Annotated in this window: 25 protein-coding genes; 11 read left to right on the top strand and 14 right to left on the bottom strand. The window is 47.5% G+C overall.

Features of this window, described 5'->3' with window-relative positions:
- Nucleotides 1–68 precede the first annotated feature (68 nt).
- The 3 genes from AC56AD_RS11385 to AC56AD_RS11375 all read left to right on the top strand — a co-directional run bounded on the left by AC56AD_RS11385 (nt 69) and on the right by AC56AD_RS11375 (nt 3,698).
- Entirely contained in the window at nt 69–677 is a 609-nt protein-coding gene (locus AC56AD_RS11385) for a M15 family metallopeptidase (protein ID WP_012508931.1), read from the top strand.
- 337 nt (nt 678–1,014) lie between these two features.
- A complete protein-coding gene (gene purH / locus AC56AD_RS11380) occupies nt 1,015–2,592 on the top strand; it encodes a bifunctional phosphoribosylaminoimidazolecarboxamide formyltransferase/IMP cyclohydrolase (RefSeq protein ID WP_012508930.1) in 1,578 nt (525 codons plus the stop codon).
- 23 nt (nt 2,593–2,615) lie between these two features.
- A complete protein-coding gene (locus AC56AD_RS11375; RefSeq protein ID WP_012508929.1) occupies nt 2,616–3,698 on the top strand; it encodes a ParA family protein in 1,083 nt (360 codons plus the stop codon).
- A 202-nt stretch (nt 3,699–3,900) separates the two neighbouring features.
- On the opposite strand, the gene queG is transcribed toward AC56AD_RS11375, so the two are convergent.
- Entirely contained in the window at nt 3,901–4,875 is a 975-nt protein-coding gene (gene queG / locus AC56AD_RS11370) for a tRNA epoxyqueuosine(34) reductase QueG (RefSeq protein ID WP_012508928.1), read from the bottom strand.
- A gap of 105 nt (nt 4,876–4,980) precedes the next feature.
- Here queG and AC56AD_RS11365 point away from each other — a divergent pair, with 105 nt between their 5' ends.
- The gene (locus AC56AD_RS11365) at nt 4,981–6,912 is read left to right on the top strand and encodes an FAD-dependent oxidoreductase (RefSeq protein ID WP_012508927.1); all 1,932 of its coding nucleotides are present in this window, start codon (nt 4,981–4,983) and stop codon (nt 6,910–6,912) included.
- Between the two features lie 4 nt (nt 6,913–6,916).
- Here AC56AD_RS11365 and AC56AD_RS11360 read toward each other — a convergent pair whose 3' ends face one another.
- The 10 genes from AC56AD_RS11360 to AC56AD_RS11315 all read right to left on the bottom strand — a co-directional run bounded on the left by AC56AD_RS11360 (nt 6,917) and on the right by AC56AD_RS11315 (nt 15,011).
- Entirely contained in the window at nt 6,917–8,056 is a 1,140-nt protein-coding gene (locus tag AC56AD_RS11360; RefSeq protein WP_012508926.1) for a serine hydrolase domain-containing protein, read from the bottom strand.
- 15 nt (nt 8,057–8,071) lie between these two features.
- Entirely contained in the window at nt 8,072–8,950 is an 879-nt protein-coding gene (locus AC56AD_RS11355) for an MlaD family protein (RefSeq protein WP_012508925.1), read from the bottom strand.
- Between the two features lie 23 nt (nt 8,951–8,973).
- Complete coding sequence (locus tag AC56AD_RS11350) at nt 8,974–9,708, bottom strand: ABC transporter ATP-binding protein (RefSeq protein WP_012508924.1); 735 nt, start codon at nt 9,706–9,708, stop codon at nt 8,974–8,976.
- 4 nt (nt 9,709–9,712) lie between these two features.
- The gene (locus AC56AD_RS11345; RefSeq protein ID WP_012508923.1) at nt 9,713–10,507 is read right to left on the bottom strand and encodes an MlaE family ABC transporter permease; all 795 of its coding nucleotides are present in this window, start codon (nt 10,505–10,507) and stop codon (nt 9,713–9,715) included.
- 44 nt (nt 10,508–10,551) lie between these two features.
- Entirely contained in the window at nt 10,552–11,412 is an 861-nt protein-coding gene (locus AC56AD_RS11340; RefSeq protein ID WP_012508922.1) for a PHP domain-containing protein, read from the bottom strand.
- Between the two features lie 109 nt (nt 11,413–11,521).
- A complete protein-coding gene (gene uppP, locus AC56AD_RS11335; protein ID WP_012508921.1) occupies nt 11,522–12,370 on the bottom strand; it encodes an undecaprenyl-diphosphatase UppP in 849 nt (282 codons plus the stop codon).
- Nucleotides 12,367–13,071: an RdgB/HAM1 family non-canonical purine NTP pyrophosphatase gene (gene rdgB, locus AC56AD_RS11330; protein WP_012508920.1), complete on the bottom strand. Its 705-nt coding sequence runs from the start codon at nt 13,069–13,071 to the stop codon at nt 12,367–12,369. Before rdgB ends, uppP begins: the two co-directional genes overlap by 4 nt.
- Before the next feature lie 8 nt (nt 13,072–13,079).
- A complete protein-coding gene (locus tag AC56AD_RS11325) occupies nt 13,080–13,790 on the bottom strand; it encodes a pyridoxine 5'-phosphate synthase (RefSeq protein ID WP_012508919.1) in 711 nt (236 codons plus the stop codon).
- 146 nt (nt 13,791–13,936) lie between these two features.
- On the bottom strand, nt 13,937–14,671 hold the full coding sequence (locus AC56AD_RS11320; RefSeq protein ID WP_012508918.1) for an RES family NAD+ phosphorylase: 735 nt from the start codon (nt 14,669–14,671) through the stop codon (nt 13,937–13,939).
- Nucleotides 14,631–15,011 (bottom strand): antitoxin Xre/MbcA/ParS toxin-binding domain-containing protein, encoded by a 381-nt coding sequence (locus AC56AD_RS11315; RefSeq protein ID WP_012508917.1) that lies wholly within the window; start codon nt 15,009–15,011, stop codon nt 14,631–14,633. Before AC56AD_RS11315 ends, AC56AD_RS11320 begins: the two co-directional genes overlap by 41 nt.
- A 78-nt stretch (nt 15,012–15,089) precedes the next feature.
- Between AC56AD_RS11315 and AC56AD_RS11310 the strand changes: the two genes are divergently transcribed.
- Together AC56AD_RS11310 and AC56AD_RS11305 are read left to right on the top strand one after the other, a co-directional pair.
- The gene (locus tag AC56AD_RS11310) at nt 15,090–15,242 is read left to right on the top strand and encodes a hypothetical protein (RefSeq protein ID WP_012508916.1); all 153 of its coding nucleotides are present in this window, start codon (nt 15,090–15,092) and stop codon (nt 15,240–15,242) included.
- A gap of 223 nt (nt 15,243–15,465) precedes the next feature.
- Nucleotides 15,466–15,681: a Fic family protein gene (locus AC56AD_RS11305; RefSeq protein WP_499052161.1), complete on the top strand. Its 216-nt coding sequence runs from the start codon at nt 15,466–15,468 to the stop codon at nt 15,679–15,681.
- 61 nt (nt 15,682–15,742) lie between these two features.
- Here the strand turns inward: AC56AD_RS11305 and AC56AD_RS11300 are convergent, their stop codons facing one another.
- Both AC56AD_RS11300 and AC56AD_RS11295 read right to left on the bottom strand, forming a co-directional pair.
- Nucleotides 15,743–16,081: a helix-turn-helix domain-containing protein gene (locus AC56AD_RS11300; protein WP_012508914.1), complete on the bottom strand. Its 339-nt coding sequence runs from the start codon at nt 16,079–16,081 to the stop codon at nt 15,743–15,745.
- Complete coding sequence (locus AC56AD_RS11295; RefSeq protein ID WP_012508913.1) at nt 16,078–16,401, bottom strand: type II toxin-antitoxin system RelE/ParE family toxin; 324 nt, start codon at nt 16,399–16,401, stop codon at nt 16,078–16,080. Before AC56AD_RS11295 ends, AC56AD_RS11300 begins: the two co-directional genes overlap by 4 nt.
- A gap of 343 nt (nt 16,402–16,744) precedes the next feature.
- Here AC56AD_RS11295 and AC56AD_RS11290 point away from each other — a divergent pair, with 343 nt between their 5' ends.
- The 5 genes from AC56AD_RS11290 (at nt 16,745) to AC56AD_RS11270 (ending at nt 25,135) form a co-directional block, all read left to right on the top strand.
- On the top strand, nt 16,745–18,070 hold the full coding sequence (locus tag AC56AD_RS11290; protein ID WP_012508912.1) for a DUF8451 domain-containing protein: 1,326 nt from the start codon (nt 16,745–16,747) through the stop codon (nt 18,068–18,070).
- A gap of 233 nt (nt 18,071–18,303) precedes the next feature.
- Complete coding sequence (locus AC56AD_RS11285) at nt 18,304–20,019, top strand: site-specific DNA-methyltransferase (protein ID WP_012508911.1); 1,716 nt, start codon at nt 18,304–18,306, stop codon at nt 20,017–20,019.
- Nucleotides 20,016–22,643, top strand: a complete 2,628-nt coding sequence (locus AC56AD_RS11280; protein WP_482229381.1) for a DEAD/DEAH box helicase — start codon at nt 20,016–20,018, stop codon at nt 22,641–22,643. Before AC56AD_RS11285 ends, AC56AD_RS11280 begins: the two co-directional genes overlap by 4 nt.
- 146 nt (nt 22,644–22,789) lie before the next feature.
- Nucleotides 22,790–23,566 (top strand): hypothetical protein, encoded by a 777-nt coding sequence (locus AC56AD_RS11275; RefSeq protein ID WP_049759934.1) that lies wholly within the window; start codon nt 22,790–22,792, stop codon nt 23,564–23,566.
- A gap of 195 nt (nt 23,567–23,761) precedes the next feature.
- Complete coding sequence (locus tag AC56AD_RS11270; RefSeq protein WP_012508909.1) at nt 23,762–25,135, top strand: DUF4062 domain-containing protein; 1,374 nt, start codon at nt 23,762–23,764, stop codon at nt 25,133–25,135.
- A gap of 130 nt (nt 25,136–25,265) precedes the next feature.
- Here the strand turns inward: AC56AD_RS11270 and AC56AD_RS11265 are convergent, their stop codons facing one another.
- Entirely contained in the window at nt 25,266–25,487 is a 222-nt protein-coding gene (locus tag AC56AD_RS11265) for a type II toxin-antitoxin system HicB family antitoxin (RefSeq protein WP_012508908.1), read from the bottom strand.
- Nucleotides 25,488–25,650: the final 163 nt, after the last annotated feature.

Genomic DNA, 25,650 nt, shown 5'->3' with positions numbered 1-25,650 from the left:
ATTGGTTTCAATGGGGCAAGCGCTCACAGTTTCCATTTCCCACTTCCATAACTGTTACAGGAGGAAAGATGAAAATCGAAGAGCTGATCACCGAGGTACAAAAAGTTTTGGGTGTTGATGCCGATGGCAAGGCTGGACCGGAAACCTGGAGTGCCATTTACAAGAATATTGTCACTCCCACACTTCCTGATGCTCCGCCAGTGCCCGATATAGCCCCAGTCGATCAAAGAAGTGAAAAGGTCATCGCAACACTGTTGCCCCAGGTACAACCATTAGCGCGTGCTCTTGTCCAGAAAGCCGCTTTGAGCGGAATTAGCATAAAGATAATCTGTGGTTTCAGGACCTATGCAGAACAAGATGCCTTGTACGCGCAAGGTCGAACGGTGCCGGGGAATAAAGTTACCAACGCCAAAGGGGGCTTCTCAAATCACAACTTCGGCATTGCATTTGATATCGGGGTTTTTGAGGGAAACAAGTATCTCGGTGATTCACCAAAGTACAAGGCTGTGGGTGTTATTGGCACAGACCTCGGATTAGAGTGGGGAGGAAACTGGAAAACAATTGTCGATGAGCCGCACTTTCAGCTTCGCCCTGCCTGGGCGTCTAAAATGAAGGAGTCGGAGATGCTGGCCGAGTTGAGAACCCGCGTGGCTGGTAACTTGCCAATTTACGCATAGGCCGCTGTTTTTATTCCCTCGACTCCCTTTCGTTGCGGGATAGGTTACTTTCTGTTCCGTGAATCTTGCATCACCTCCCCGGACGTTGACGGGTTTCATCGCCTGGGGGGGAAAGCATCACACGCATGGTGCAACTGAAGAGGAGCGATAGCACGAAATTTTACTCCGTAATATGATGCTCTCAACCTCTGGCTTTCCCGTCTTTTATGAAAGCATCTCTGTGCGGTTTCGGCTTCTCCCGGAGCAGATCGCCCTCAAATAATTGGAGATTTTTTCTTAAATTCCCGCTTTACCGAAGAGCTTTAAAACGAACGATCAATAAATAAATTTTCTGCAAATGTCTGATCCTGTCATCAAGCGGGCGCTGGTCTCTGTATCTGATAAAACCGGTATTGTTGAATTTTGCCGGGAGTTGAGTGGCATGGGCGTTGAAATTTTCTCAACAGGGGGTACCTTGAAGTCGCTTCAGGATTCAGGAGTCAGCGCATCCTCCATCTCCACCATTACCGGATTTCCGGAAATCATGGATGGACGGGTCAAAACCCTGCACCCGAAAATACATGGTGGACTGCTTGCCGTAAGGGAGAATCCGGAGCATGTCAAACAGGCTACGGAGAACGGTATCAGCTTCATTGATCTTGTTGTCGTCAACCTTTATCCTTTCGAGGCTACAGTGGCAAGGCCGGATGTAACCTTCGAGGATGCTATAGAGAATATTGATATTGGTGGTCCATCCATGCTGCGCAGTGCAGCCAAGAACAACGAATCGGTAACGGTGGTAACCGATAGTGCCGACTACGCTCTTGTGCTGCAGGAGATGCGTGAGCATAACGGTGCGACAAAAAGAACGACCCGTCTGACGCTTGCCCTGAAAGTATTTGAACTCACCTCCCGTTATGACCGTGCCATTGCCTCTTACCTTGCCGGAGCAGTCGCAGGAGAGCAGCAGGGTGCGGCCTCAAAGATGACGGTCACTCTTGAGCGTGAGCTCGATATGCGTTACGGTGAAAATCCGCACCAGAGCGCAGGGCTTTACCGCCTGACCGATGAGAACGGAACACGCTCCTTTGGCGACTTTTTCGAGAAGCTGCATGGCAAGGAGCTCTCCTACAATAATATGCTCGACATCGCTGCAGCAGTCTCCCTGATTGAGGAGTTCCGTGGAGAGGAGCCGACAGTGGTCATTGTCAAACACACCAACCCCTGTGGTGTCGCTCAGGCCCCGACCCTTGCCGAAGCCTACCGCAGGGCATTTTCAACCGATACCCAGGCTCCTTTTGGTGGAATTATCTCCTTTAACCGTCCTCTCGATATGGAGGCAGCAAAGGCGGTCAATGAAATTTTCACCGAGATTCTCATTGCTCCCGCTTTTGAGGATGGCGTGCTTGAGATGCTGATGAAGAAAAAAGATCGCAGGCTGGTGCTGCAGACGAACGCTTTGCCCAAAGGTGGCTGGGAGTTCAAGTCAACCCCGTTCGGGATGCTTGTTCAGGAACGTGACAGCAAAATCGTTGCAAAAGAGGATCTGACGGTTGTAACCAAACGGCAGCCGACAGAAGAGGAGATTGCCGACCTGATGTTTGCCTGGAAAATCTGCAAGCATATCAAGTCGAACACCATTCTCTATGTCAAGAATCGTCAGACATACGGCGTCGGCGCTGGACAGATGTCGCGCGTTGACTCCTCCAAAATTGCACGTTGGAAGGCCTCTGAAGTTAGTCTCGACCTGCATGGATCGGTTGTTGCTTCGGATGCGTTTTTCCCCTTCGCTGATGGCCTGCTTGCCGCTGCCGAAGCTGGTGTTACCGCAGTCATTCAGCCTGGTGGCTCCATTCGCGATAACGAGGTGATTGAAGCAGCCGATGCCAACAACCTTGCGATGGTCTTTACCGGAATGCGTCACTTCAAGCATTGAGAAAGCAAAAAGTCGGAGAAGTAATGGTTTGGGAAAAAAATGACTATTGGGGTGAACCTATGGCGGTATATGCTTTTTGGAACAACAAGGGTGGTGTTGGAAAGAGTTATCTGACTTTTCAAGTCGCATGTGAATATGCTCGCACTCATGCGGACAAGAAAATCCTTGTTATCGATTTATGCCCTCAAGCTAATGCATCAGGTATGCTGCTTGGTGGAATGATCAACGGAGAACGGCTTTTATCAGAGTTAAGTCCGTCACGTACAATTTCAACATATATCGAAGATCGTATTGTCAGTCCGTATGTTAACCCCAATACCGGGGCTCAATATTTAACACAGATCTCACAGTATAACAGTGCGATTCCTGTAAATCTCTTTTTGATTGCAGGAGACGAAACCCTAGAAATTCAAGCGTCTCGTGTCTATGGTGCAACTCAGCCGGGCCCGGCAGATGCGTGGCGTATTGTCCATTCCTGGATTTCAGACTTGATAAATGACGTTAAAAATTCTTGGGATCAAGCAGATGTAACGGTATTTATTGATTGTAATCCAAGCTTTTCAATTTATACTGAACTTGCCATGTCGGCGGCTCAAAGAGTACTTGTTCCGTTTTCAGCGGATGGTTCTTCAAAACGAGCTGTTCGGGCAGTATTGGCGCTTCTCTTTGGTATTACAAGGCAGGCTGGTACACAACAATCAGAGTTTTTCAATAACTCGCTACGATTTACTATGGCGTTACCTCAAATTTATTGCTATATCGGTAACAGACTCACACAGTATGTAAAATCCGCCAGTGCTTTCGGGCAAGTTGTTCGGGAAATTGGCGAAGAAATCTGGAACGTATGGCTTCATAATTCCAATAGATTTTGTGTCCATCCTGTATCTGCAGGTGTGCCACAAAGTCGCCGTGCGTTTACAAATATGTTTCAATTTGAGATAGTGGATGCAAATACTGCTTCAGTGGTATCAAGTACACTCGGAATACCAATAATGTCTTTAAATGCTGGTCTCATAAGTGTGAATGGAAAAAGTGTGAATGTTAATCAATCTCAACTGGACAAGCAACGGCCAAATATCAGGGATCTTGTCGCAATAATCGAGTAAATAATTCCATAACATATAACTCCTATTCATACAGGCAAGAGTCATTATAAGTACTCTATAAAAATAGATTCCATAGAAAATAAGGCAAGATACTGAAGATTCATGCCATAAGTTGAAATTATGGAATGACTGTGCGCTTGGATATTCGTTATTAGTTTTTTCTATTTGTTTTCATTCTGGACAAGTTTCGAACTCAACTTGTTCAGAAATTGGTAGGTATCGTGTCTTCTTTCGCCTTTTTCAGATTATCCGCAACAGCCAGGGCGTTACGTTTCAAACGCCTGAGGCCGATGCGGAAAATCGGGGTGCCATAAAAGAGTTCGCGGAAGCTTGATTTGGTCAGGTTCAATATCTCCTCTGTTGTGATGCCGATGAGATTCTGCCGCAACACAAATGATTCATTTGCGGTGATGCTTGCCTGCCGGTTATAGGGGCAGACCTCCTGGCAGAGATCGCATCCAAACAACCAGTCGCCGATCATCGCCGCCTCTTCAGCCGTAAAATCCCGTTTCAGCTCCACTGTCAGATAGGAGATGCACCTTGAGGCATCAATTTTTCCCGGTTCAAGCAATGCCCCGGTAGGGCAGCGCTCAAGACAATTACTGCAACTGCCACAGTAGTTGGGCAAGGAAAGTTTTGTAGAGATAATCTCCCGGTCAACAAGAATTTCTCCAAGAAAAACATACGACCCGGCAGAGGGCACCTTCAGAAGGGTGTTTTTTCCGGTTTTTCCGATAGCGGCCTCTTCGGCCCACGCTTTTTCAAGAAGTGGCGCGCTGTCAACCGTGATTCTTGCCTGGAGAGGCTCTTCCACAAGCAATTGTATTGCTGCAACAAGCGCCTCCAGTTTATTCCTGACAACCCTGTGGTAGTCGTCGATGAGTGCATATTTCGAGATTTTCGGCAGGCCATCATCATGGCTGAGAGGATAATTATAACAGATGGCAGTAGAGATGATGGTGTGCAACCCTGTAAACAGCAGGGAAGGATTGCTCCGTTCCTCCATCTGCTTTTCCATGTAGCCCATCTCCCCATGCCGTTTTTCACGGACCATATCGGTAACATGCTGCATAGCAATGGGTTGCCGTACAGGAGCGGAAAACCCGATGGCCGCAAATCCAAGTCGCGCCGCTTCTTTGCGGATCTGGCGGGCAAGCGTGGTGGAAGGGTCTGCCATTACGGGATAAAGGTTTGCAGGCTTGCTTAAACAACTATTTATCGTTAAATAAATATACAGGTTAGAAAATTGATTTCCCTTTCGCTTTAACGTTCTCTTTATTGTATGGAACGACGTGAGTTTATAAAAAAAATGCTGCAGCGCACTGGTATTGGCGCTGGTGTTGCCGTGGCAGGTACCGCAGGTTTGGTTGGCTATTATCAGCCGAGAAAGGAGTTTTATCTCCAGTCGGCTGAAGGAGCGGAGGGGAAGGAGAGGCTTGAGCTGTCAAAAAAGGTGGTGGTTATTGGCGGGGGTCTGGCTGGTATTACCGCTTCCCTTGAGCTGGCCCGCAAGGGTTTTGCGGTGACGCTTGTGGAGTCTTCTGCCTCTCTGGGCGGCAAGCTTACCGGCTGGGATCTTGAGGCTCTTGGTGAACGCTTTCCGGTGGAGCACGGCTTTCATGGCTTTTTTGACCAGTATTACAATCTCAATGAGCTTTTTGCCTCTGCTGGCATCAAGCCGGATGTTTTTCTGGCCTCTCCCGGATATCCGGTGATTTTTAAAAATTCTCCGGAAGAGATTTTTGGTCAGACACCGAAATTATTTCCGCTTAATGTATTTGCTATTATCGGTCAGTCCCGCCGACTGGATCTGATCTCTTTTCTGAAAAATTCCAAAGGGTTGCTCTCGACCATAGAGTTGTTCCGGTACGAGTATAAAAAGAGCTTTCAGAAGTATGACGCTATCGATTTTATGACCTTTTGCCGTCAAGGTGAGACTCTTCCCGCTTTTGTTGATACGGTGCTGCACCCTTTTGCGGATGCGACCATGAACCGTATGGAGGTGTTGTCGGCGGCGGAGGCTCTTCGCTATTTTCATTTTTATTTTATGGGCAGTCCGGAAGGGCTCTCTTTTAAAATTACCAATCGTGATTGTATGACCGCCCTCATCAATCCCCTTGAGGCTAAACTGAAGGAGCTTGGGGTGACGCTCCGGAAGGGATGTTCGGCAGGGAGGCTGAAGGTTGAGGGGAAGAGGGTTGAGGGGGTTGTGGTGGATTCGCCGGATAGTGGTAGCGCCCTCTATTTAATTCTTGATGCTGCTGCGGTTCCGCAAGAGGGTTTTGCTGCGTTTGTTACAGTTGATGGTGTGCCGGTCATGGTTGGGCGTAAAGGGAACGGTTATCTTGCCTTCGACGGGCGCTGTACGCATATGGGTTGCCCGGTTACTCCCGATGCTCTTACCGGGGGCTTTTACTGTCCCTGCCATGCAGGTCGTTACGACGCATCAGGTATTCCGGTCAGTGGGCCGCCCGAGGCTCCACTTGCAAGACTTGCGGTGCTTCCTGAGGGAGAGAAACTGGTTGTGAAGCGCGAAGGAATAGTTGGTGGAGGAGAGGGTGAACTTCTCGCATGTGATTATTGCGTTATCGCTTCCGATGTGCGGGGTACCCGAGGGCTGGTTCATGCTTCGCAATTGGCTCGTCCTGAATTTGAGTCGAAGGTTGCTTCGCTCGGGGAGGCGGATCCCTATGCGGTCTACCGCCTCTGGATTGACCGGAAGATTGATTCTGCGGAGTTTCCTTTTTATACGGTTTCGGGTTATACCTATACCGACTCGATATCTCTCTATTCGCATTTTCAGGAGCCCTTCATTTCGTGGGCAAAAAAGCATGGTGGCACTGTCGTTGAACTGCACGCCTATGCCATTGCTCCAAAGGATATCAGACCGGAAGAGGAGATCAAGGCAACGATGCTTCAGGAATTGCATACCATGTTTCCGGAAACCCGCGAAGCGAAGCTCTTGCACGAACTCTTTATGCTGCAGTCCAACTTTTCAAGGTGGGCTCCGGGTGATCATGCCCGTCGTCCCGGCATTGAAACGCCTTTTTCAAATCTCTTTCTTGCCGGAGACTGGGTAAAGGTTGATGCGCCGGTTTTTCTTATGGAGGCTGCGGCTTTTACCGGGCGCATGGCTGCCAACCTGATCTTCCGTCAGGAGTCGCTGAAGCCGATTCCGCTTCCGATTGTGCCGATGAAGGGTTTATTTGCCTGACGTACTAATCCCCCAGGCATTGCACAACGGTGTTGTGAAGCAAGGGGCGAAAAGTGCGGATTTTGATGTTTTCTGATGTGGGATAGACCCTGTTGCTGAGCAGAATGACTGCAAGCTCCTTTTCGGGATCAATCCAGATGCTGGTTCCCGTGTAGCCAAGATGGCCGTACGAGGATGCGGAAAAGTAGTCTCCCGCTGAAGAGTGACCATCCGGAGAGCGTAAATCCCATCCCAGCGCTCTTGGATAGCCGTTTCGGGAGAGAAATTTCCTGAGTGTGGCTGTTCGGAAGTACGTTTGGCCATTGATGCTTCCTCCATCCATAAGCATAGAGACCATGCCAAGGAGGTCACCTGTGGTTGAAAAGAGTCCGGCATGACCGGCAACGCCTCCGAGCAGCGCAGCATTCTGATCGTTGACGAGGGGCCTTGGCGCCTCCAATGGCCAGAGCGTATCCTTGTCCACCGGTGCAATACGTCCGCTCTGCGATGGTGGTGGGGTGAACATGGTCGAACTCATGCCAAGTGGCTCAGCAAAACGTCGATGAAAGTTAGCGGCAAGGGTTTTGCCGGTTATCATCTCAATGATTCTGCCAAGAAGCATGAAGTTGAGATCGCTGTAGAGGGTGGTTTTGCCGGGTTGTGAGAGCAGCGTATCGGCTTCAATGGCCCGGAAAAGCTCTTCGGGGGTACGGCAGCTTTTTGCATAAAACGTGTGGGCCCGTAATCCGGAGGTATGGCGCAGGAGCTGCTCGATCGTCACTGCATCCTTGCCTTTCTGTGCAAAAGCTGGCAGATAACGGGATACTGGAGTTTGAATAGAGAGTGAGTCCCGATCAACAAGCTGCATGGCAATGCTCGTGGTGACAATAGCTTTGGTCAGAGAGGCAAGATCGTACATGGTTGTCGTCTCTACCGGGCTGCTTTTCGGGTCATAGGTCATCCTTCCGAATGCGTTATGAAAAACAACCTTTCCCTTGTAAAGAACGGCGAGGCTTGCTCCCGGAAAGACCGTATCGCTTACGGCTTTTTGCACGACGGCTTCAAGCGGCTTGAAATCATAAGCCATGCTCTTTGATGGAAGCGCTCCGCCTGATCCTGCAAAGAGTATGCATGATGCAATAACAAAGCGGAGCAGTCGGGGCATCGGGTTATTGGCAGTTTAAAAGAGCGAAAATTTGACATAGCGTTTCGGGTTCGCTTTCAGGTCAACCAGGACAGAATCAAGCGATGAAAGCGTTCTGGAGAGGTTGTTGTAGAGCGCCGGATTGGAAGAGAGCTGGCCAAGGGTTCCGTTGTCATTGCTGAGCTTGGTGATCAGTGTTTCGGTTTTCAACGCAGCCTGGTTGAGACGTTCAATGGTCTCGCTGCTGTTTTCCGCCAATGCCTTGTCATTAAGGAGTCTTGGAAGGAGACCATCGCCATGGGAGGCCTTCTTTGTCAGTGTTGAGAGCTCTGCCGTTGTGGTTTTCAGACTGTTAATTGTTTCAGCAAGTTCACTGCCCATTTTTTCATCTGAAATAAGCCTTCCAGCCATTCCTTTGCCGCTGTTCAGGTGGTCGAGGAGCTCATTGATTTTGACAAAAGCGTTGTTCGCACTGGCCGTGAGGTTTGCCATTCCGTCCTCGGTTTCAAGAGAGATAAAATCCCCATCGTTAACGGCTGCAGCTTTTCCTGTTTTGATATCAACATATTTGTCGCCCAGTATACCGAGGGATTTGATGGTCGCCCTGGCATCCTTGGTAACAAGGTGGGCAAACTCATTTTTCAGTCTGAGCGTGGCAACGACGAAAAGGGTACCATTTCTTCTCTCAAAGTCCATTTTTGAAACGGTGCCGATTTTTTTGCCTGAAACCGAGACAAAGTTGTTCTCTGCGAGGCTTTGAACATCACTAGAAAGAATTTTAATGTTCGTCACGCCGGTAAACAGGTTGCTGTTTTTCCCAATAACCAGTCCCATATAGGCGGCAAAACAGACGCCGAAAACAAAAAATATGCCGGTTTTCAGATCGCTCCATTTCAAAGCGTTCGGATTTTTCATACAGGTGAAAGTCTTAAGTGATGTTATAGTTCAAGAATTTTATCGGAAAGAATTGAGCGTATGAACTGATGGTTTGACTCATGCAGTTTTTCGGTTACATCGTCGAAAATCATTTCACCCTGATAGAGTACGGCAACGGAGTCGGCAACATTAAAGACATCATCAATAATATGGGTAACAATCACGGCTCCAAGGTTGTTGTTATGGCGCAGCGAACTGATAAGCGAGAGGATTTTTTTTGAGCTGACCGGATCAAGTCCTGCGGTTGGTTCATCAAAAAGAATCATGTGTGGCTTGAAAATCATCGCCCTTCCGATGGCAACCCTTCGGCGCATTCCTCCACTCAAACTTTCAGGCAGTTGATCTTCATACCCTTCCAGCCCCGCAAACTGGATTTGCTCGGCAACTCTTTGGCTTATCTCCTCTTCCGGAAGCTTCATGTTTTCACGAAGAAAGAAGCCCAGATTCTGGCTGATGGTCAACGAATCGAAGAGCGCATTTCCCTGGAAAACCATCCCCATCTTGCGCCGTATAGCGTAAAGGGCACTCTCTTTCATGCCGGTTATATCGGTGCCATCAACAATAACCTGACCGCTGTTGGGCTTGATGAGGCCGAGCATCAGCTTGAGAATGGTGCTCTTTCCAACGCCGCTGGGACCAAGAATTGCCTTGATGGTGTTGTCTTTGACGGTCAGGGAGACCTTTTTGAGGATCTCTTTCTCGCCATATTTCAAGCTTACATTTCGTAATTCAATCATCCACTTACATGTTTTCCAGCACAATCTTTGAAACGTAGAAATTGGCAATCAGTACCAGCCCGGATGATACAACAATGCCTTTGATGGTGGCACGCCCGACACCAGCGGTACCTCCCCTTGCCGAAAAGCCGTTGAAGCTGCTGACCAGCGTTATAATAATGGCGAAGACAGGAGCTTTGAGAAACCCGACCACAAAGTCTTTTGGTGCAAGCCGGGGATAAACAGCGTTCCAGAATATTCCAGGGTCGATCCGGTGGTAGTGCTCGGCCATGTAGGCTGCGCTTTGCAGTCCGGCAAAGTCGGAAAGCGCGGTCAGTGGCAGAAACATGATGAGTGCAGCAACAAGGCGCGGCATAACCAGTTTGGCAATGGGATCGGTACCGAAAGCACGAAGGGCGTCGATCTGTTCCGATATCTGCATGGCGCCGAGTTCAGCACCATTTCTCGATCCGAAGCGTGCGGAGAGCATGAGGCCCATCAGCAGCGGTCCGAGTTCGCGGATTACGGAGAGGGCGGTTGAGCGTCCGAGCATTGTTTTGGCGCCGAAATCTTCAAGCAGGTTCCCAACTTCGATGGCAAGAAGCGCCCCAATGGAAATGGCGCTGACCAGTACAATGGGAATCGAGTCGGTACCGCAGATGCCAGCCTGGTCAAGAAAGTCTCTCCAGTAGCGCTTTATTTTCGGCATAGCCATAAACGCCCTGAGCGAAAAGAGAAAAAAATCCTGCATGGTGAGGAAAAAATCTTTCAGTCGCAGGACAAGCTTTTTTTCCAGATTGCGCATGAAGGATAATGGCATAAAAAGAGTGTGATGAGGTGAGCTGAGCGCTTGTTGTCCTGTTTTCATGCGTGTAAAAGTCGGCTTTTCATTTTCGCTACCCATTCGCAAGGTATGGTGACCTTGCCGAAGATATCTTCATCGCGCTCACGCATTCCATGAAAGTCAGAACCTCCTGAAAAGAGCAGAAAGTACTCATTCGCAATTTCACGGTAGTAATTCTGGCGGTAGGCATCGTGAGAGGGATGAACAATTTCAATGCCATCAAGGCCAAACGTAATCAACTGTTTCAGCGTCTCATCAGAGACATTCTGCGCCGGATGCGCAAGGAAAGAGAGGCCCGAGGCCTTGTTGATGAGCTTTATGACATCCGCTGGATGCGTTTCAATGCTTTTGACATATGCCGGGCTGTGTGAGCCGAGATATTTGCTGAATGCCTCGCTGAAGCTTTTTACATAGCCGACATCCTGCAGCACCGCTGCAATATGCGGTCGCCCGACACTGCCGTTCTGTGCCTTGACAATGATCTGCTCAATACCGATCTTTACGCCCATTTTGGCGAGTTTGCTCACCATGCGCTCAGCCCGTTCGGTGCGCAGGTGGCGGCAGTGATCCAGATATTCTTTCAGCTCTGAATGCTGATAATCAAAAAAATAACCAAGGATATGAATATCATTGCCCTTGTAGGTCGAGCTCATTTCTACACCAGGAATAAGCTCAATGCCTTTCTCTGAGGCTAATGGCTTTGCTTTGTCAATACCTAAAACAGAATCATGATCAGTAATACTAATGGCCTTCAGCCCGACGAGTGCTGCTTTTTCAACAATCTCCGCCGGTGTAAAGATCCCGTCTGAACATTTGGTATGTATATGTAAATCTGCTTTTTCAAAACCATTATGCCCTACGCCGGATAAGCTGTATGGCACGGTTGGATTATTAAACTGTTAATTTAGATTAACTGATATATAAGAAAAATTTTCCGCCTGCTTCTGCAGAAAACTTAATTATTTTTTAAGAGTTGTGTACTCCCTCTTTTTAGGGTTGCAGGACTCCCGTAGCGACAAGGTAGAGTATGGCTGTACCTGCCACGAGCCGGTAGGCAATGAAGATGGTTGTCGTATGTTTTTTCAGGTAGTTGAGAAGAAAGGCTATTGATGCATAGCCGACAATACCAGCCACCAGGGTTGCAACGAGGATGTTGGTGATGTGTTCAGGAGATGCGACAATAATATCCCAGGTTTGATAGAGCTTGTAGAGTCCTGCGGCAAATACCGCTGGCAGGGAAAGTAGAAATGAAAAACGTGCAGCGGTTGCACGGTCAAGATTTAAAAAAAGGCCGCCGGTAATTGTTACCCCTGAACGCGATGAGCCGGGTATGAGGGCGATGCTTTGAGCCAGACCGATCAGAAGAGCCTCTTTCCATCCGATATTTTCCATTGCTTTCAGTGGAAGCTCTTTTTTGATCCGGTTTTTTATTTTCCCTTCAGCCAGAAAGAGAATGATCGCCAGCCCGATAAGTGACCCGCTGATCCAGTAAAGGGAGCGGAGTGTGGTATCAATCTGCGTTTCAAAGAGTTTGCCAAAAATGACAATCGGTATCGTTCCGGCAACAATCATCCACCCCATTTTGGCGTCACTGTTTTCCAGCGGTTTGCGCTGTACGATGCCCTCAATGACAGCGGCGACGATGATGAAAATATCTTTCCAGAAATAGAGAAGAACAGCTACGAGGGTGCCGATCTGAACGATGGCAGTAAATGCGGCACCGGGATCTTCCCATCCGGCAAGAGCAGGAATAATTCTCAGATGTGCCGTGCTGCTGATCGGAAGGAACTCCGTCAGTCCCTGGACGATACCGAGAACGATAGCTTCAAAGAGGGTCATGGATGTGTCGTTGTATCGGTTGGCAGAACGCTTTTCTGCTGAAGAATGTTCTTAAGGTAGTTTACAGCATGCTGAACGGCAAGGGCGCGGTGACTGAGCCTGTTTTTTTCTGTCGTGCTCATTTCAGCATAGGTTTTCCCGGTGTTGTGTACCAGAAAAAGGGGATCATAACCAAACCCTTCAACACCCTGTTCTTCAAGGGTTATGCTGCCGGGAACCACTCCTTCAGCAGTGTGTTCAAACCGGAAGCATCCTTCCGCAGACGGGAGAGCGCCTTTCAGCGCAATAACGGTTCTGAAACGAGCCTCTCGGTTGGCGATACCCTTCATGCAGTGCAGCAGGTGAGCAACATTGTCTTTATACGTTGGACTCTGGCCATCCGGCACAGGAGCAAATCGTGCAGAGTAAACACCCGGCGCTCCATCAAGCCCATCCACTTCCAGCCCGGTATCGTCTGCCAGTGCAATCATAAAGGGGAAGCGTTCAGAGAGAATGGCGAAAATCGCCCTTGCCTTGAGCAGGGCATTTCCTTCGAGCGTCTCCTCTGTTTCCTCAATCTCGACATCCACACCAAGCTCATGGAGTGTCCGAACAGTGAACAGGGGAGAGATTGTTTCAAGCAGAGGACGAAGCTCTTTGACCTTGTCCCGATTGGCGGTGGCAAGAACAATGGTAATCTCTTTATCGGCAGTTGCTGGCATGGGTTGTTCTATTTTATGATACGAAGCATCTCCCTGATTGCCTCTTCAAGACCTGTCAGTACGGCACGGGCAATAATGGCATGACCGATACTGACCTCTTCAATCTCCTCAATCTCCCTGAAAGGAGCGATGTTGAGATAATTAAGCCCGTGGCCCGCAACCACCTTGAGCCCGAGGCTTCTGGCGTGTATGGCGGCCTCACGGATTCTTTGCAGCTCTTTCGATTGTGCCTCACCCTCTTTTTTCAGGGCATAAAGGCCCGTGTGCAGCTCTACCAGATCGGCCCCAGCCTGTTTGGCAAGGTCGATAGCTTTTTTCTCGGGTTCGATAAAGAGACTGACCTCTATTCCCGCAGCATTGAACGGTTTCAGATATGCTGCCAGTACCGCATAGTGGCGGACAATGTCAAACCCGCCTTCAGTCGTAAGCTCCTCCCTTTTTTCAGGCACAAGGGTGATGAGCTCCGGCCTTGTTTTCAGCGCTATCTGCTGCAGCTCCGGGGTCATGGCCATCTCAAGATCAAGCTTTGTGGTCACCGCTTCGCGGAGTCGGGCAAGATCATGGTCGTTAATATGGCGACGATCCTCACGCAGGTGGCAGACAATGCCCGCAGCGCCACACTTTTCAGCAAGCAGGGCAGCGGCAACCGGATCAGGTTCCTGCTCGCCCCGAGCGTTGCGCAGGGTGGCGATATGATCAATATTAACGGCTAATCTCATGGTATCGAAAGGTCAATGGTCAGCAATCGGAAGCTTTTCTCTGCAGGTTCTCCTGCTTTATTTTCTTAAGCGAAGGTAATGAAAAATGATACAATGGGCAATTTTTGCAGAGAGGTAGCTTGAGCTGGCAATTCTTTATACCTCGGTTATATGAGTGGGTTGGCCCAGAATGCGGGATTGAATGCAAAAGATTGAATCCTTTGTCCCTGCCAGACGGCCTCCTTTTGGAGGATGGTGAGCGTCAGCGTCTGCATAGGTTTGTCAGGATTTTTTGCAGCAAATGCTCCGGGTGTGAGCACAGCGGTGCAGCAATGAGGCTTGGGGTCACGGACGGAGTGGTAGAGAATTGCTGAAAGAGATGCTTGCCGTGCAACTTTTGCAAATGCTTGTGTTGCGCTGTAGTTGCCTGGATCAGTCCAGAAGAGTGTATCTTTCTTGAAAGGAGCCAGTCGCAAATCGACCATTATTCCCTTCACTTGCACAGAAAACGCGGTGAATTGAGCGGGCGGAAGCCTGTCGAGATTCAAGGAATCCTGAAGAAATTGCCAGCGATGGTACCCAATTTCAGCCGCAGCAGTTTTTACCCGTTCTGCCCCATAAAAAACGCCGGGATCACTTGGAGCCCGAAACCGTGAGCCTTTAGGGTAGAGGGTTTTATAACGAAATGGCGTTGAGAGAAGATAGTGCAGTCCTGCCGTTTCAGTTGGTACGGGCGGCTTTCCCTGTTCAAGAATCTCTTCAAGCAGCGCCTGTTCAGCAAGTGAGTCTACAATTTTCATGGTCGAGACCACGTGCTGCGCCTCAACGATTCTCCATATTGTCCTCTGATGATTCCAGGCTTCAGACAATACCTCGGCAGGCGTCCAGATAGGTGACGACATGAACAAGTCCCTCCGTTGTTTCAATAAGTTCAACTGGCTTCCGGCCAGAAAGTGCCTTGTTTTCGCTGTTCAGCCATACTTTGGCCGCTTCTGATGATCCTCCCACAATCGAATCTAGCGATCGGAAGAGCCTGACCAGCAGCACAGCAAATTCCCACTCTTTTCTGTCGGTCGAAAGTAAAAAAGTTCCTGTATTGAGACGGCTGATTGTTGCCGGGCTCAGTCCGAGAATTCTGGAAAGTTTTGTGTTCGGGAGACCAAGATAGAGTGCCGTGTTTCGCACTGCCTTGGAAAGCACAGCCTGCCTGTTTTCCGGATGAAACTGTGTGGATTGCTGCATGGGTATCTATCTTCGTTTATGATTTCTGTGGAAATAATATAGTCGATTTGTTTCTGTAGAAAAATATAATTGTTCGTTATGAAAGTACCATCAACATCCTCACTCCTGAATGTTGCTCTGGCACTCGGTATTCTGACTCTCTCTTGCTCTCAGTTGAGTATCCTCTATGAATTCTTTCATATCGCTCTGTTCGATGCCGCCGGATCGTTTGGCATTGCCTGGTTTGCCTGAAGCAAAGGAAAAGAGTCGCTCGAAAAAGCCCGTACCGGCAAACTCGGCTGTTGCTGCAGCGGGAGTTGCGAGGCGTCGTAGTTTTTTAAAAGGATTACAGACCTGATAGAATCGCAGAATTGATGGAAGAAAGTGCCGGGAGCAGTTTTCTGTCAAATCGGGACTAAGTTGGCACCAAGTCGGCACCAAGTTGGCACCAGGTTGGCATCAAGTCGAAATTGTCTTGAGTTCATGCGAAAAACCTGCGACAGTTCAGCAATTGATGACGATCATGGAGTGGAAAGACCGGAGCAAGTTCAGGGAAAAATATGTCAATCCACTTTTGGAGGAGGATATTCTGGCGATGACCGTCTCGGAGAAACCGACCAGTTCCCGTCAACAGTACACCTTGACCGAAAAAGGCAGGCGATTGCTGGCGGATATTCGAAAGACGTCCTGAGACGGAATATTCCATTACAAACGGTGTGGGGAACGGAAGCTGTGTAATGATGAAGATTTCCCTATGGAACGGGTGTATTGGGCAAAACCATCTGGATGACCAGTTTCATGCCGCATGCGTTTGCATATCGGCGCAAGGTATTGAGTGATGGAGAGTGATCCTGCTTGCCCAGGCTTGCCTCAATGCGTGCCAGAACAGGCTGCGAAACTCCCATACGTGAAGCCACTTCAGCCTGGGTGAGGCCCGCCTGCGTACGGGCATGCAAAAGTGCCCTGAGAGCCGCAAACTCATCTTCAAGTGCATCGTAGGCTATTTTGAACTTTGGGTCGCTTGAGCTGTTATGAGCCGCATAAGCTTTTGGGTCAAAGGCTACAGGATTATAGGTGTTGCTGTCACTCATGGTGTAATCTCCTTCAGCCGTTTTCTGGCAAGTTTCAACTCTTTGATTGGTGTCGCCTGTCTCTTTTTTATGAATCCATGCAAAATGACAACCTTCCGGTCAACCAGACAACAGAAAAAAGCTCGTCCAATTCCCTCAGCACCTCTTGCACGAATTTCGAACAATCCATCACCAAATGGTCGGGTGTAGGGTAACCCAAGATTTGGCCCAGAGATCACGATTTGCTCTGTAATCCGGACAAAGCTCGCATTGATGCCGATTGGCCAGGCTTCAATCTCTTTCTGGACGGATTTATTGAAAAACAGAATTTGATAGCTCATTCGTCAATATAGCTCACAAGCTATAACATTCAAGGGGCGATGAAAATAATTTCTTTTTATTGTAAAGGTCGCTCGTCTCAAGATTGTCCGCGTTTGGGCTTCCGATCATTGTCAGGCTCTTCTGTCAAATGTTTCTCTATTCAACAAATGCGGGATTTGGTTCCAGCGCAATCGGTAAAACGGAGTGCCCGCACTGCGGTAATAGTAACGGTTGAGTTATATTCTTGAACAAGAAATGACTTCCGAAGTTTCAACAACGAACAAGGCTGTCACAGGGTAATGTTTCAGATCCTCTCCTTACCATGGTACATGAATTTCTGAAAGAAGAAGCAAGGGTAGCAGTATGAACATTCAGCATCTTGATTCTGCGTCAAAACTTGACGCATTGCTTGCCTTAACTGCTGAGAGCGAGGTGGTAGAATTCAAGGAGCTTAATCTGGAAGAGATCGAACGCATCCGTGCACAGGCAACTCTGGAGGATTGGAGTGCGGCAATAGTACCCGATGCGGGGCTGGATGATCTGGACGACGAGGCTCTCCGGGTCGCGCGTAACAACTTCAAGAGCAAATTCCCTGATAAAGCGGTTGACGTTGACGCATGGGACAATGCGACCTTTTTGAACAAGGCCAAATTATCCATCAAAGGAAAGTTGACCCGTACCGCCCTGATATTGCTGGGCAACAATGAAGCTGAACATTTTTTGTTGCCTGCTGATGTCAAAATCCGCTGGATACTCAAAGATCATTTGGGTAATGACCGTGACTATGCCTTGTTTGGTTTGCCGATGCTGCTTGCTGTTGACAAGGTCTATGCCAAAATCCGCAATCTGAAATACCGCTATCTCCCTGAAGGCACACTCTTTCCTGAAGAGATTGATCAATATGAGCCTTATGCAATTCGTGAGGCTGTAAATAATTGCCTTGCCCATCAGGATTATTCTCTGGCTGGGCGTATCAATGTGATTGAAGGAGACGAGACGCTGACCTTCACCAACCTCGGGAGTTTTGCGCCTGGCGATGTAAAGCGCGTGGTGATGGAAGACGCCCCGGAGGAGTATTACCGGAACCGCTTTTTAGCGACGGCTATGTTCAACCTGAAGATGGTGGAGACGGCAGGCGGCGGAATCCGGAAGTTGTTTCTGTTGCAGAGTGCCCGGTTTTTTCCGTTGCCCGATTATGAGCTTTCAAGCAATCGTGTAAAATTGAAACTCACTGGCAAGGTGCTGAACATGGACTATGCCCGTCTGCTTGCCAGCACCGGCGACTTGACTCTCAGCGAAATCATGGCGCTCGACAAGGTGCAAAAGAAGCTTTCACTCAGTAACGATGAAGAAAAACTGCTTAAAGCAAAATTCCTTATCGAAGGGCGCAAACCGAATTTTTATATCTCTCAAAAGGTGGCGCAGAAGATCGGTAAAAAAGCATCATACAGTAAAAACAGGGCTTTAGACAAACAGTACTACCTTGATATGATCTGCAGAGCGATTGGCGAACATGGTTCATTGAACCGCAAGGATATTAATGATCTCCTTTGGAATAAACTGCCTGATTGGATGAGTGATAAGCAGAAGATGTATAAGATAGGCAATCTGATGGGAGAGCTTCGCAGGAATCAAGTGACTGTCAATAAAGGTAGCATGGCTACTCCTCAGTGGGTTCTCGTAAAATAGAACGGGAAAGAAAAATTAAGAAAGGAAATACGTAATAACATCTTTTTAAGTCGTATTAAATTAGGTATTTACGTTCTCGTAAAATGTTGAACTTTATAAGCGTTTTACGAAACGATCAAATAGCTGATAGTTCTGAATGTTTAAAGTAATAGTCTGTGCAGCAGACCTGTGGATATTTGCCAGACGTTCTGAAACAGAATAGTTTACCACAAAACCTTACGGGAATCAAATAAATGCCGTCACTTGACTGGATTGGGAAAAAAGCTGTTGTAAACCACCACAAGCAGGTGCCGTTTCATTTGTTGCGTCAGAATATGGAGTTGTCGGCTGGTGACCCTGATTCAAAAAATCTTCTGGTGCAGGGGGATAACCTTGTGGCCTTGAAGGCATTGCTGCCATACTATGCCGGGCAGGTGAAGTGCATCTATATCGACCCGCCGTATAACACCGGAGTGGATGAGCGTGATGAAAGCGGGAAACGTACCGGATGGGTCTATGACGATAATGTCAGCAACCCTGAAATCAAAGATTGGCTTCACAAGGTTGTCGGGGCAGAGGCGGAAGATCTTTCTCGCCACGACAAGTGGTTGTGCATGATGTACCCGCGTCTCATGATGTTACATGAATTCCTGAAAGAAGATGGAGTGATTTTTGCAAGTATTGATGAAACAGAATACGCGAATCTCCGTCTGCTTTTTGATGAGATTTTTGGGCTTGGAAATCGTGTTGGAACAATAATCTGGGACAATGCCACCGACAACAACCCGACCAATATTGCGATGGAGCACGAATACATTCTTTGTTACGCAAAAAACAAGAGTCAGCTCCCATCAGTCTGGAAATCGCCAAATCTTGCGGTAAAAACGAAGCTTCTTCAAATCGGGGATGATTTCGTGGAGCAATATCCAGATCAGAAAGAACGCCAAGAAGCGTATACAAAGTGGTTTAGAGAAAACAAAGATTACTTGTGGCCTTTTGACAGGTATAAATTCATTGACGGAGACGGGATATACACAGGAAGTCAAAGCGTTCATAACCCTGGTAAAGAGGGGTATCGGTACGATATTATTCACCCAACAACGGAGCTACCATGTAAGCAGCCCATGATGGGTTACAGATTTCCGCAAGAAACCTATTACAGGTTGTTATCCGAAAAACGTGTCATTTTTGGCAATGATGAAACGAAGCTGATCGAGTTGAAGGTCTACGTAAAAGATTACAGAGCAAAGCTCTCCAGTCTTTTTACTCTCGACGGACGGGTCGGTACCAACGAAATCAAGGACATTCTTCATTACGATAAGCGCCCCTTTGATTTCCCAAAGCCAACGACATTACTGGAAGAGCTGTTCAGTTTTACAACATCAGGTGATGATCTGATTTTGGACTCTTTTGCGGGTTCGGGAACATCAGGTCATGCGGTATTGAAATTGAACAAAAGTGATGGTCAAAACCGGCGATTTATTCTTATCGAAATGAAAGAGAAGATAGCCCGCGATATCACGGCTGAACGTATCCGACGAGTTTCTGAAGGGTATGAAAGTATAAAGAATGTATCAGTGAAGGGCCTCGGTGGCGGTTTTCGCTTCTGCGAACTCGGCGAACCCCTCTTCTCCGCAGACGGCTCCATCAACAAGGCGGTCACCTTCAAGGAGCTGGCGCATCACATCTTTTTCATTGCGACCGGGGAGCCTCTGCCACCGGCCACCGATTTCTCAACCCCGTTTCTTGGCATCTTGAACAATATCGCAGTCTATCTGCTCTACAACGGAATTCTCGGCGATAACGAGGATGAGGGCGGCAATGTGCTTACCCGTTCTGTGTTAAGCCGGTTGCCGAAACATGAGGGCACAAAAATTGTCTACGGCAATGGCTGCCTGCTTGGCTCATCGCATCTCAACCGGGAGAATATCATTTTCCGCCAAATCCCCTACGAAGTGAGGTGCTCATGATAACCCTCAAGGATTACCAGTGGCGGTCGTTATCGGCCCTCTCCGACTATTTTACAGCCTTTCAGCAGGATGAGAGTGCCGGGATGGCTTATGCCACTGTCACCCGGCACTCCTTTGGCGCGGCGCTTTCTTATCGGGAGGTGAAGGAGCTTCCGGGGCTGCCCTATATCTGCCTCAGAATGCCCACTGGCGGAGGCAAAACCATTGTTGCCAGCCATGCCATCGGTATTGCGGCCAAAGAGTTGATGCACACGGAAACGCCGGTTGTTCTCTGGCTTGTTCCCTCCAATACCATCAAGGAGCAGACCTGTAATGCTCTGAAAGATCGGAACCACCCCTACCGGCAGGCGGTTGAGGAGTCGATGCCCTCGGTTGCGGTGCTGACCATGCCGGAGGCGCTCTACGTCACTCGTCCGACGCTTGCCAACAATGCCACCATTATTGTCTCCACCATTCAGGCCTTCAGGGTCGATGAAACGGAGGGGCGAAAGGTCTATGAGCAATCCGGCGTTCTGATGGAGCACTTCACTGATCTCGACACCGCTCTCGCCCAAACCCTTGAAGCCTACGACAACGGCGTGCCGATTCAGTCGCTGGCCAATCTGTTGAAAATGCACCGTCCAATTGTGATTGTTGACGAAGCGCACAACTCCCGGACGCAGCTCTCCTTTGAAACGCTCGCCCGCTTCAACCCCTCCTGCATCATTGAGTTCACAGCAACACCGGCCACCGAGCACAATCCAAGCAACATCCTCTACTCCGTCTCGGCGGCAGAGCTGAAGGCGGCCCAGATGATCAAGATGCCCATCCGGCTCGAAACAAGGCCAAACTGGAAGGAGCTGCTGACGGATGCCATCGCTTGCCGCAAGCATCTTGAACAGCTTGCCCTTGAAGAGCAGCAGGCGACAGGCGAGTACATCAGGCCGATCATGCTCATTCAGGCACAGGCCAAAAGCCAGACGCATGAGACGCTCACCGTTGAGGTTGTTGAGCAGTGCCTGATTGATGATTTTAACATTCCGGCGGAGCAGATTCGCCGGGCTACCGGAACCGACAAGGGGCTGGAAAATCTTGACCTTGCGGCATCGAGTTGCAAGGTACGCTTTATCATTACCGTGCAGGCATTGCGGGAGGGGTGGGACTGCCCCTTTGCCTACGTCCTTTGCTCCGTTGCCGAGATGCGCTCCTCCACGGCGGTCGAACAGATTCTCGGCCGTATCATGCGGCTGCACCTTGCAAAGCGGAAGCAGCGGGCAGAGCTGAACATGGCTTATGCCTTTTCAGCATCGAAAAACTTTGTTGAGGCGGCCAACGCCCTTGAAGATGCGCTGATTCAAAACGGCTTCAACCGGCAGGAGGCCAAAGAGCTGATAACCCGTATGCCAGCCGGGGAACAGGGCAGGCTTGACCTCTTCTTCAAGGTCTCGGAACCTCTCGCAGAAGTGCCACTCCTTGCAGGGTTGCCCGAAACCGTTGCCAATAAATTCACCTACGACGAGGCGAGCAAAACCTGCACCTTCGTCGGTATCATGGAAGAGCCTGAGAAGTACGCGATTCTTGATTGCTGCACAACGCCGGAAGCCAAGGCAACTATCGAGAGGCTCTATCGCAAAAGCTGTGGCATACCGCCGGAACAGCCAAAAACAGCGGCTGAACTCGGCATTGACTTCTCGGTTCCTCTCCTCTCCGTGCAGCAGGGTGAGCTGTTTGAACCCTTCGAGGAGAGCCATTTCCTTGAAATTCCGTGGAGACTCTCCAAATACCCGCCCGCCTTCACCGAGTCAGACTATGCAGCAAAGCAGTTTGACGGTAAGGTGATTGACATTGACGTTGATGATCGCGGCAAGGTCTCAAAGTCATTCCTCAAGGATTTGCGCCATCAGATCTCTTTTCTGGAGCCAGATGACGATGAAAGTGTGGCAACGCTGGTTCACTGGATTGACCGGAACATCCCGAACCGCGCTGATATCTTCCCGTCAGAGAGCGGCCCTTGGCTCATCGGCGTTATTCACTATCTCCTGAACGAGAGAACTATCTCCCTTCAGGAGCTTTTCCACGACAAATACACCCTGCGCCAAAGGATTGTTGCAAAAATAGATACTCTGCGCAAAGCCGAGCGGCAGAAAGCTTATCAGGCATTTCTCCTGCCGGAATGTGCAACCCCGATTGTGGTGACACCAGCCCGATGCTTTACATTCAAACCCGACGAATACCCCTGCAATGCAAAATATAAGGGCAGCTTCAAGTTCCAGAAGCACTACTACAAAGAGATTGCCTCCCTGAACGGCGAAGAGGAGGAGTGCGCAATCTATATCGATCAACTCCCCGAAGTTGAATTCTGGGTACGCAACATCGAACGGCGCGAGTTCCACTCCTTCTGGCTCCAGACATCCACCGACAAATTCTACCCCGACTTTGTCTGCAAACTCAAGGATGGGCGCTTTTTCGTTGTCGAATATAAAGCGGAGACATCATGGAGCAATGAAGATTCACGAGAGAAACTCGCCTTGGGGGAGTTGTGGGAGAAGCGCAGCAATGGCACCTGCCTGTTTGTGATGCCGAAGGGGCGGGACTTGGCGGGGATTGGGGGGAAGGTAAAGTTCAAAAATAAAGAAAGTGATTGATTATAAAGTCCAGAAACGGTAGTTTGTCGGTGTATAATTTTTATTCTGGTCGTATTGCTATGAACTGATTGTATACGTGTGGTGCGCCATTTAAATTTTCGTTTTTTTGGAGGTAATAGATAATGCTTAATTGGAGGAAGAAAACTATGCCAAACACCGAGTCAACGCAATTAAAAGTGCTCAACTATGCTGATGCCCTTAAGGGTATAGCAAATAAAATAAAAACGACGAATATTGATGAATTTCGATACAGTGATAATTATTTCCACTCTAATTTTATTATTTATGGCAGCTCAAAGGTTTTTGGGAAAAACGCATCAAATGAAAGAGAATTAACTGCGGTGATGAAAGATTTTATCTTTATTGAGAATTTGATTGCTGGACTAAAACGCAGGATTTCTGATATTCCTGATATAAATCATAGTCGACATATTACAAATATTAGTAGAATCGAAAAATCAATGATGAGCTTTTTACAATATGGGTCATGGGACGATTATAGAAATGCAATATCAGTTCCAGCACTAAATGAACTTGATTACTCTTCTGAACAGCTCGATAGATCTTATGGTACACCATATTTTAATTCTATAAAATGGGGAAATGTTAATTCAGCAATAAAAGATGTTAATAATATAAATGGGGGATATAATATCAACAATGAACAAGAGTATATAAAACAAATTGGTATAGTTATCGAAGATACTAATAATAAAAAAGATATTTTTGGAGAACATGCGATATATAATTCATGTTATAAAATAAATTCAATTTCTCTATATATGCGTAATAATTTTCAAGGGAAAGAAACTGAAATAATTAAAAAATTATATGAAATTATCACGGTTTTTAACGAGCTTATGACGTTTGTGTCCAACACAGCAATGCTTGGTAGTGGTGTAGGTAGACTGTTTTTGCCATAAAAAATTGAACGATAGAATTCCGGGTTTGGGCAATAAAAATGAAAATAGCTGCTTGATAATCAACTACCCCGCAGCAGAGCTACGGGGTATAACGTCATGTTTAAGAATACTTTCACAAAGCACAGCTTTGAGGAATGTATCCTATAGCGATTTAATTTAAGATTTCTGAATAATACAACAAAAATATGACGAAGTATGAGGATATTTCTTTCAAGTACATATGAGGATATGATCGAATATCGTAACTCGGTTATGGAGGTATTGCGTGGAAATGAAATGATATATCGCGGAATGGAGTTTTTTGGCGCATCAGAAAATACTCCTATTGATGTTTGCTTCCAAAATATTGCAGAATCAGATCGAATGATTGTTCTTTTAGGTACTCGTTATGGTTCACGTCCAGATTGCAATAGTCACTCATTTACGGAATTGGAAATAAGGGAGGCTGAAAGGCTTGGAAAGCCTATTCTGATTTATATTTTAGATACAGATAGACAGCCTGTGTTAATAAAACATGTTGACTCGGGAAAAAACAAATCAGATTTGGACGCATTAATTAATTATTTAAGTAATAAGTATTCTGTCCAGAAGTATGTGACACCTGAGGAATTGGGGGTGATTTTAGCTAGAGATCTTCTTCGAATAGAAAAAGACACAAACACACACAGGGGAAAAAATAGTTTAATAGGGGAGTATAGAGAAACTGCGTATGACAAATTAGCATATTGGTATGATCATTGGTATAAAGATCATTGGGAGCTTGATGATCCATTTAAGACTATTGTATCTATAATAAAAGCCTATGATGAGGGCTCACGGGGAAATATACTACGGAAAAAAATATTGGATTGTGCTTGTGGTACCGGCAACACCTATGTTTCATTCACAAAGAATGGCTATAATATTTATGGCACTGATGGCTCCCGCTATATGCTTCAAAAAGCAAAAAATAATTGTGATAGCATAGGGGTATCGACGGATCATATTGAGTTAGAGCCGCTTAATTGGACAGATAATAAATCTTATCATGCTAAATTTTCTTCTGGTTTTTTTGATGTAATTATTAATACTGCGAATTCGTTTTGTCATATACCACCTGTTTCGGGATATATGGATGTTGCTCTGAATAATTTTTACGACCTTTTAGCACCAGGAGGGTTGCTTATCATTGATACAAAGAAATATATAAAAACCCGATCTTTAAATGATATAGAGACATACCAAGAGTTGCGATACATCGCGGGAAAACAAGAATGGATATTAAGATCTGAGAGAGAAGAACCTCGGAATATTGAGGGCCTTGGGAACGTAAAATTCCATACAAGATTGATGTATGACAATGACCCTGCTTTTACTCATCCGGTCTGTAGGGCTTTAATTGTTGTTACGATTTATGGGGAATCTATCAATCCATGTGTCCACGTAATACCATATTATCCATTACCTTCAGTGATGTTAAAGATGGAAATGGAAAAGGCGGGATTTATGCCGGTGACGATTTTTCCGGCTATGGAAAATCTTGTTTTGGACTGGAAGTATGATATTGTTGTTGGGAGAAAGCCGGGATAAAGATAGTGGTATAAGGCAGCAATATCTGCCAGTCTGCATGACAATGTGTCTACTTCGTTGACGCTCTTCGGCAAAGCCGTGGGTTCATAAGAATCGCGCAGATCTGTGTTTCCCCGAAAGGATGCGAAGTTTACCCAACAGCAACCCCCATCCGGGTGACATATACCTTTTCATGCAAGCGTGTCCGGATCTCTTCACTGGATGCGGTTTCAAAGAACAACTCCAAGGCTTCACGAAGATTATCGCGGGCGTTTTCAATGCTCTCTCCTTGGCTTGCAATATCAAATTCGGGACAAATGGAAGCATACCCATCCTTTTCATGTGTGATAATGACTGTCAGTTGCTTTTGCATGGATTTGTCCGCTTGATTTGAAAATTATTGAGCTTCTTTTCTATAGAAGTAGGAACCTGAATCGCCCCATGAAGTTGTAGTAACAAGGTAATAAAAATAATGAACAGCAAAGCTGATGATTGAGTCTTAGCCGCTCCTTGACCAAGAGTGTTATTTCATCTTT

Source organism: Pelodictyon clathratiforme (assembly GCF_982375515.1).
The sequence above is the reverse complement of the archived record's forward strand: the minus strand, read 5'-3'. Positions and strand labels throughout refer to the sequence as shown.

Excerpts from the sequence above, each read along its gene's own strand:
- AC56AD_RS11315 (WP_012508917.1), bottom strand. The coding sequence starts at position 15,011 with ATGCAGCAATCCACACAGTTTCATCCGGAAAACAGGCAGGCTGTGCTT.
- AC56AD_RS11295 (WP_012508913.1), bottom strand. The coding sequence starts at position 16,401 with ATGAGCTATCAAATTCTGTTTTTCAATAAATCCGTCCAGAAAGAGATT.
- AC56AD_RS11300 (WP_012508914.1), bottom strand. The coding sequence starts at position 16,081 with ATGAGTGACAGCAACACCTATAATCCTGTAGCCTTTGACCCAAAAGCT.
- AC56AD_RS11280 (WP_482229381.1), top strand. The coding sequence starts at position 20,016 with ATGATAACCCTCAAGGATTACCAGTGGCGGTCGTTATCGGCCCTCTCC.
- AC56AD_RS11345 (WP_012508923.1), bottom strand. The coding sequence starts at position 10,507 with ATGCCATTATCCTTCATGCGCAATCTGGAAAAAAAGCTTGTCCTGCGA.
- AC56AD_RS11285 (WP_012508911.1), top strand. The coding sequence starts at position 18,304 with ATGCCGTCACTTGACTGGATTGGGAAAAAAGCTGTTGTAAACCACCAC.
- AC56AD_RS11375 (WP_012508929.1), top strand. The coding sequence starts at position 2,616 with ATGGTTTGGGAAAAAAATGACTATTGGGGTGAACCTATGGCGGTATAT.
- AC56AD_RS11310 (WP_012508916.1), top strand. The coding sequence starts at position 15,090 with ATGAAAGTACCATCAACATCCTCACTCCTGAATGTTGCTCTGGCACTC.
- rdgB (WP_012508920.1), bottom strand. The coding sequence starts at position 13,071 with ATGCCAGCAACTGCCGATAAAGAGATTACCATTGTTCTTGCCACCGCC.
- AC56AD_RS11320 (WP_012508918.1), bottom strand. The coding sequence starts at position 14,671 with ATGTCGTCACCTATCTGGACGCCTGCCGAGGTATTGTCTGAAGCCTGG.
- AC56AD_RS11275 (WP_049759934.1), top strand. The coding sequence starts at position 22,790 with ATGCCAAACACCGAGTCAACGCAATTAAAAGTGCTCAACTATGCTGAT.
- AC56AD_RS11290 (WP_012508912.1), top strand. The coding sequence starts at position 16,745 with ATGAACATTCAGCATCTTGATTCTGCGTCAAAACTTGACGCATTGCTT.
- AC56AD_RS11360 (WP_012508926.1), bottom strand. The coding sequence starts at position 8,056 with ATGCCCCGACTGCTCCGCTTTGTTATTGCATCATGCATACTCTTTGCA.
- AC56AD_RS11385 (WP_012508931.1), top strand. The coding sequence starts at position 69 with ATGAAAATCGAAGAGCTGATCACCGAGGTACAAAAAGTTTTGGGTGTT.
- AC56AD_RS11265 (WP_012508908.1), bottom strand. The coding sequence starts at position 25,487 with ATGCAAAAGCAACTGACAGTCATTATCACACATGAAAAGGATGGGTAT.
- AC56AD_RS11350 (WP_012508924.1), bottom strand. The coding sequence starts at position 9,708 with ATGATTGAATTACGAAATGTAAGCTTGAAATATGGCGAGAAAGAGATC.
- AC56AD_RS11270 (WP_012508909.1), top strand. The coding sequence starts at position 23,762 with ATGAGGATATTTCTTTCAAGTACATATGAGGATATGATCGAATATCGT.
- uppP (WP_012508921.1), bottom strand. The coding sequence starts at position 12,370 with ATGACCCTCTTTGAAGCTATCGTTCTCGGTATCGTCCAGGGACTGACG.
- AC56AD_RS11325 (WP_012508919.1), bottom strand. The coding sequence starts at position 13,790 with ATGAGATTAGCCGTTAATATTGATCATATCGCCACCCTGCGCAACGCT.
- AC56AD_RS11365 (WP_012508927.1), top strand. The coding sequence starts at position 4,981 with ATGGAACGACGTGAGTTTATAAAAAAAATGCTGCAGCGCACTGGTATT.
- purH (WP_012508930.1), top strand. The coding sequence starts at position 1,015 with ATGTCTGATCCTGTCATCAAGCGGGCGCTGGTCTCTGTATCTGATAAA.
- AC56AD_RS11355 (WP_012508925.1), bottom strand. The coding sequence starts at position 8,950 with ATGAAAAATCCGAACGCTTTGAAATGGAGCGATCTGAAAACCGGCATA.
- queG (WP_012508928.1), bottom strand. The coding sequence starts at position 4,875 with ATGGCAGACCCTTCCACCACGCTTGCCCGCCAGATCCGCAAAGAAGCG.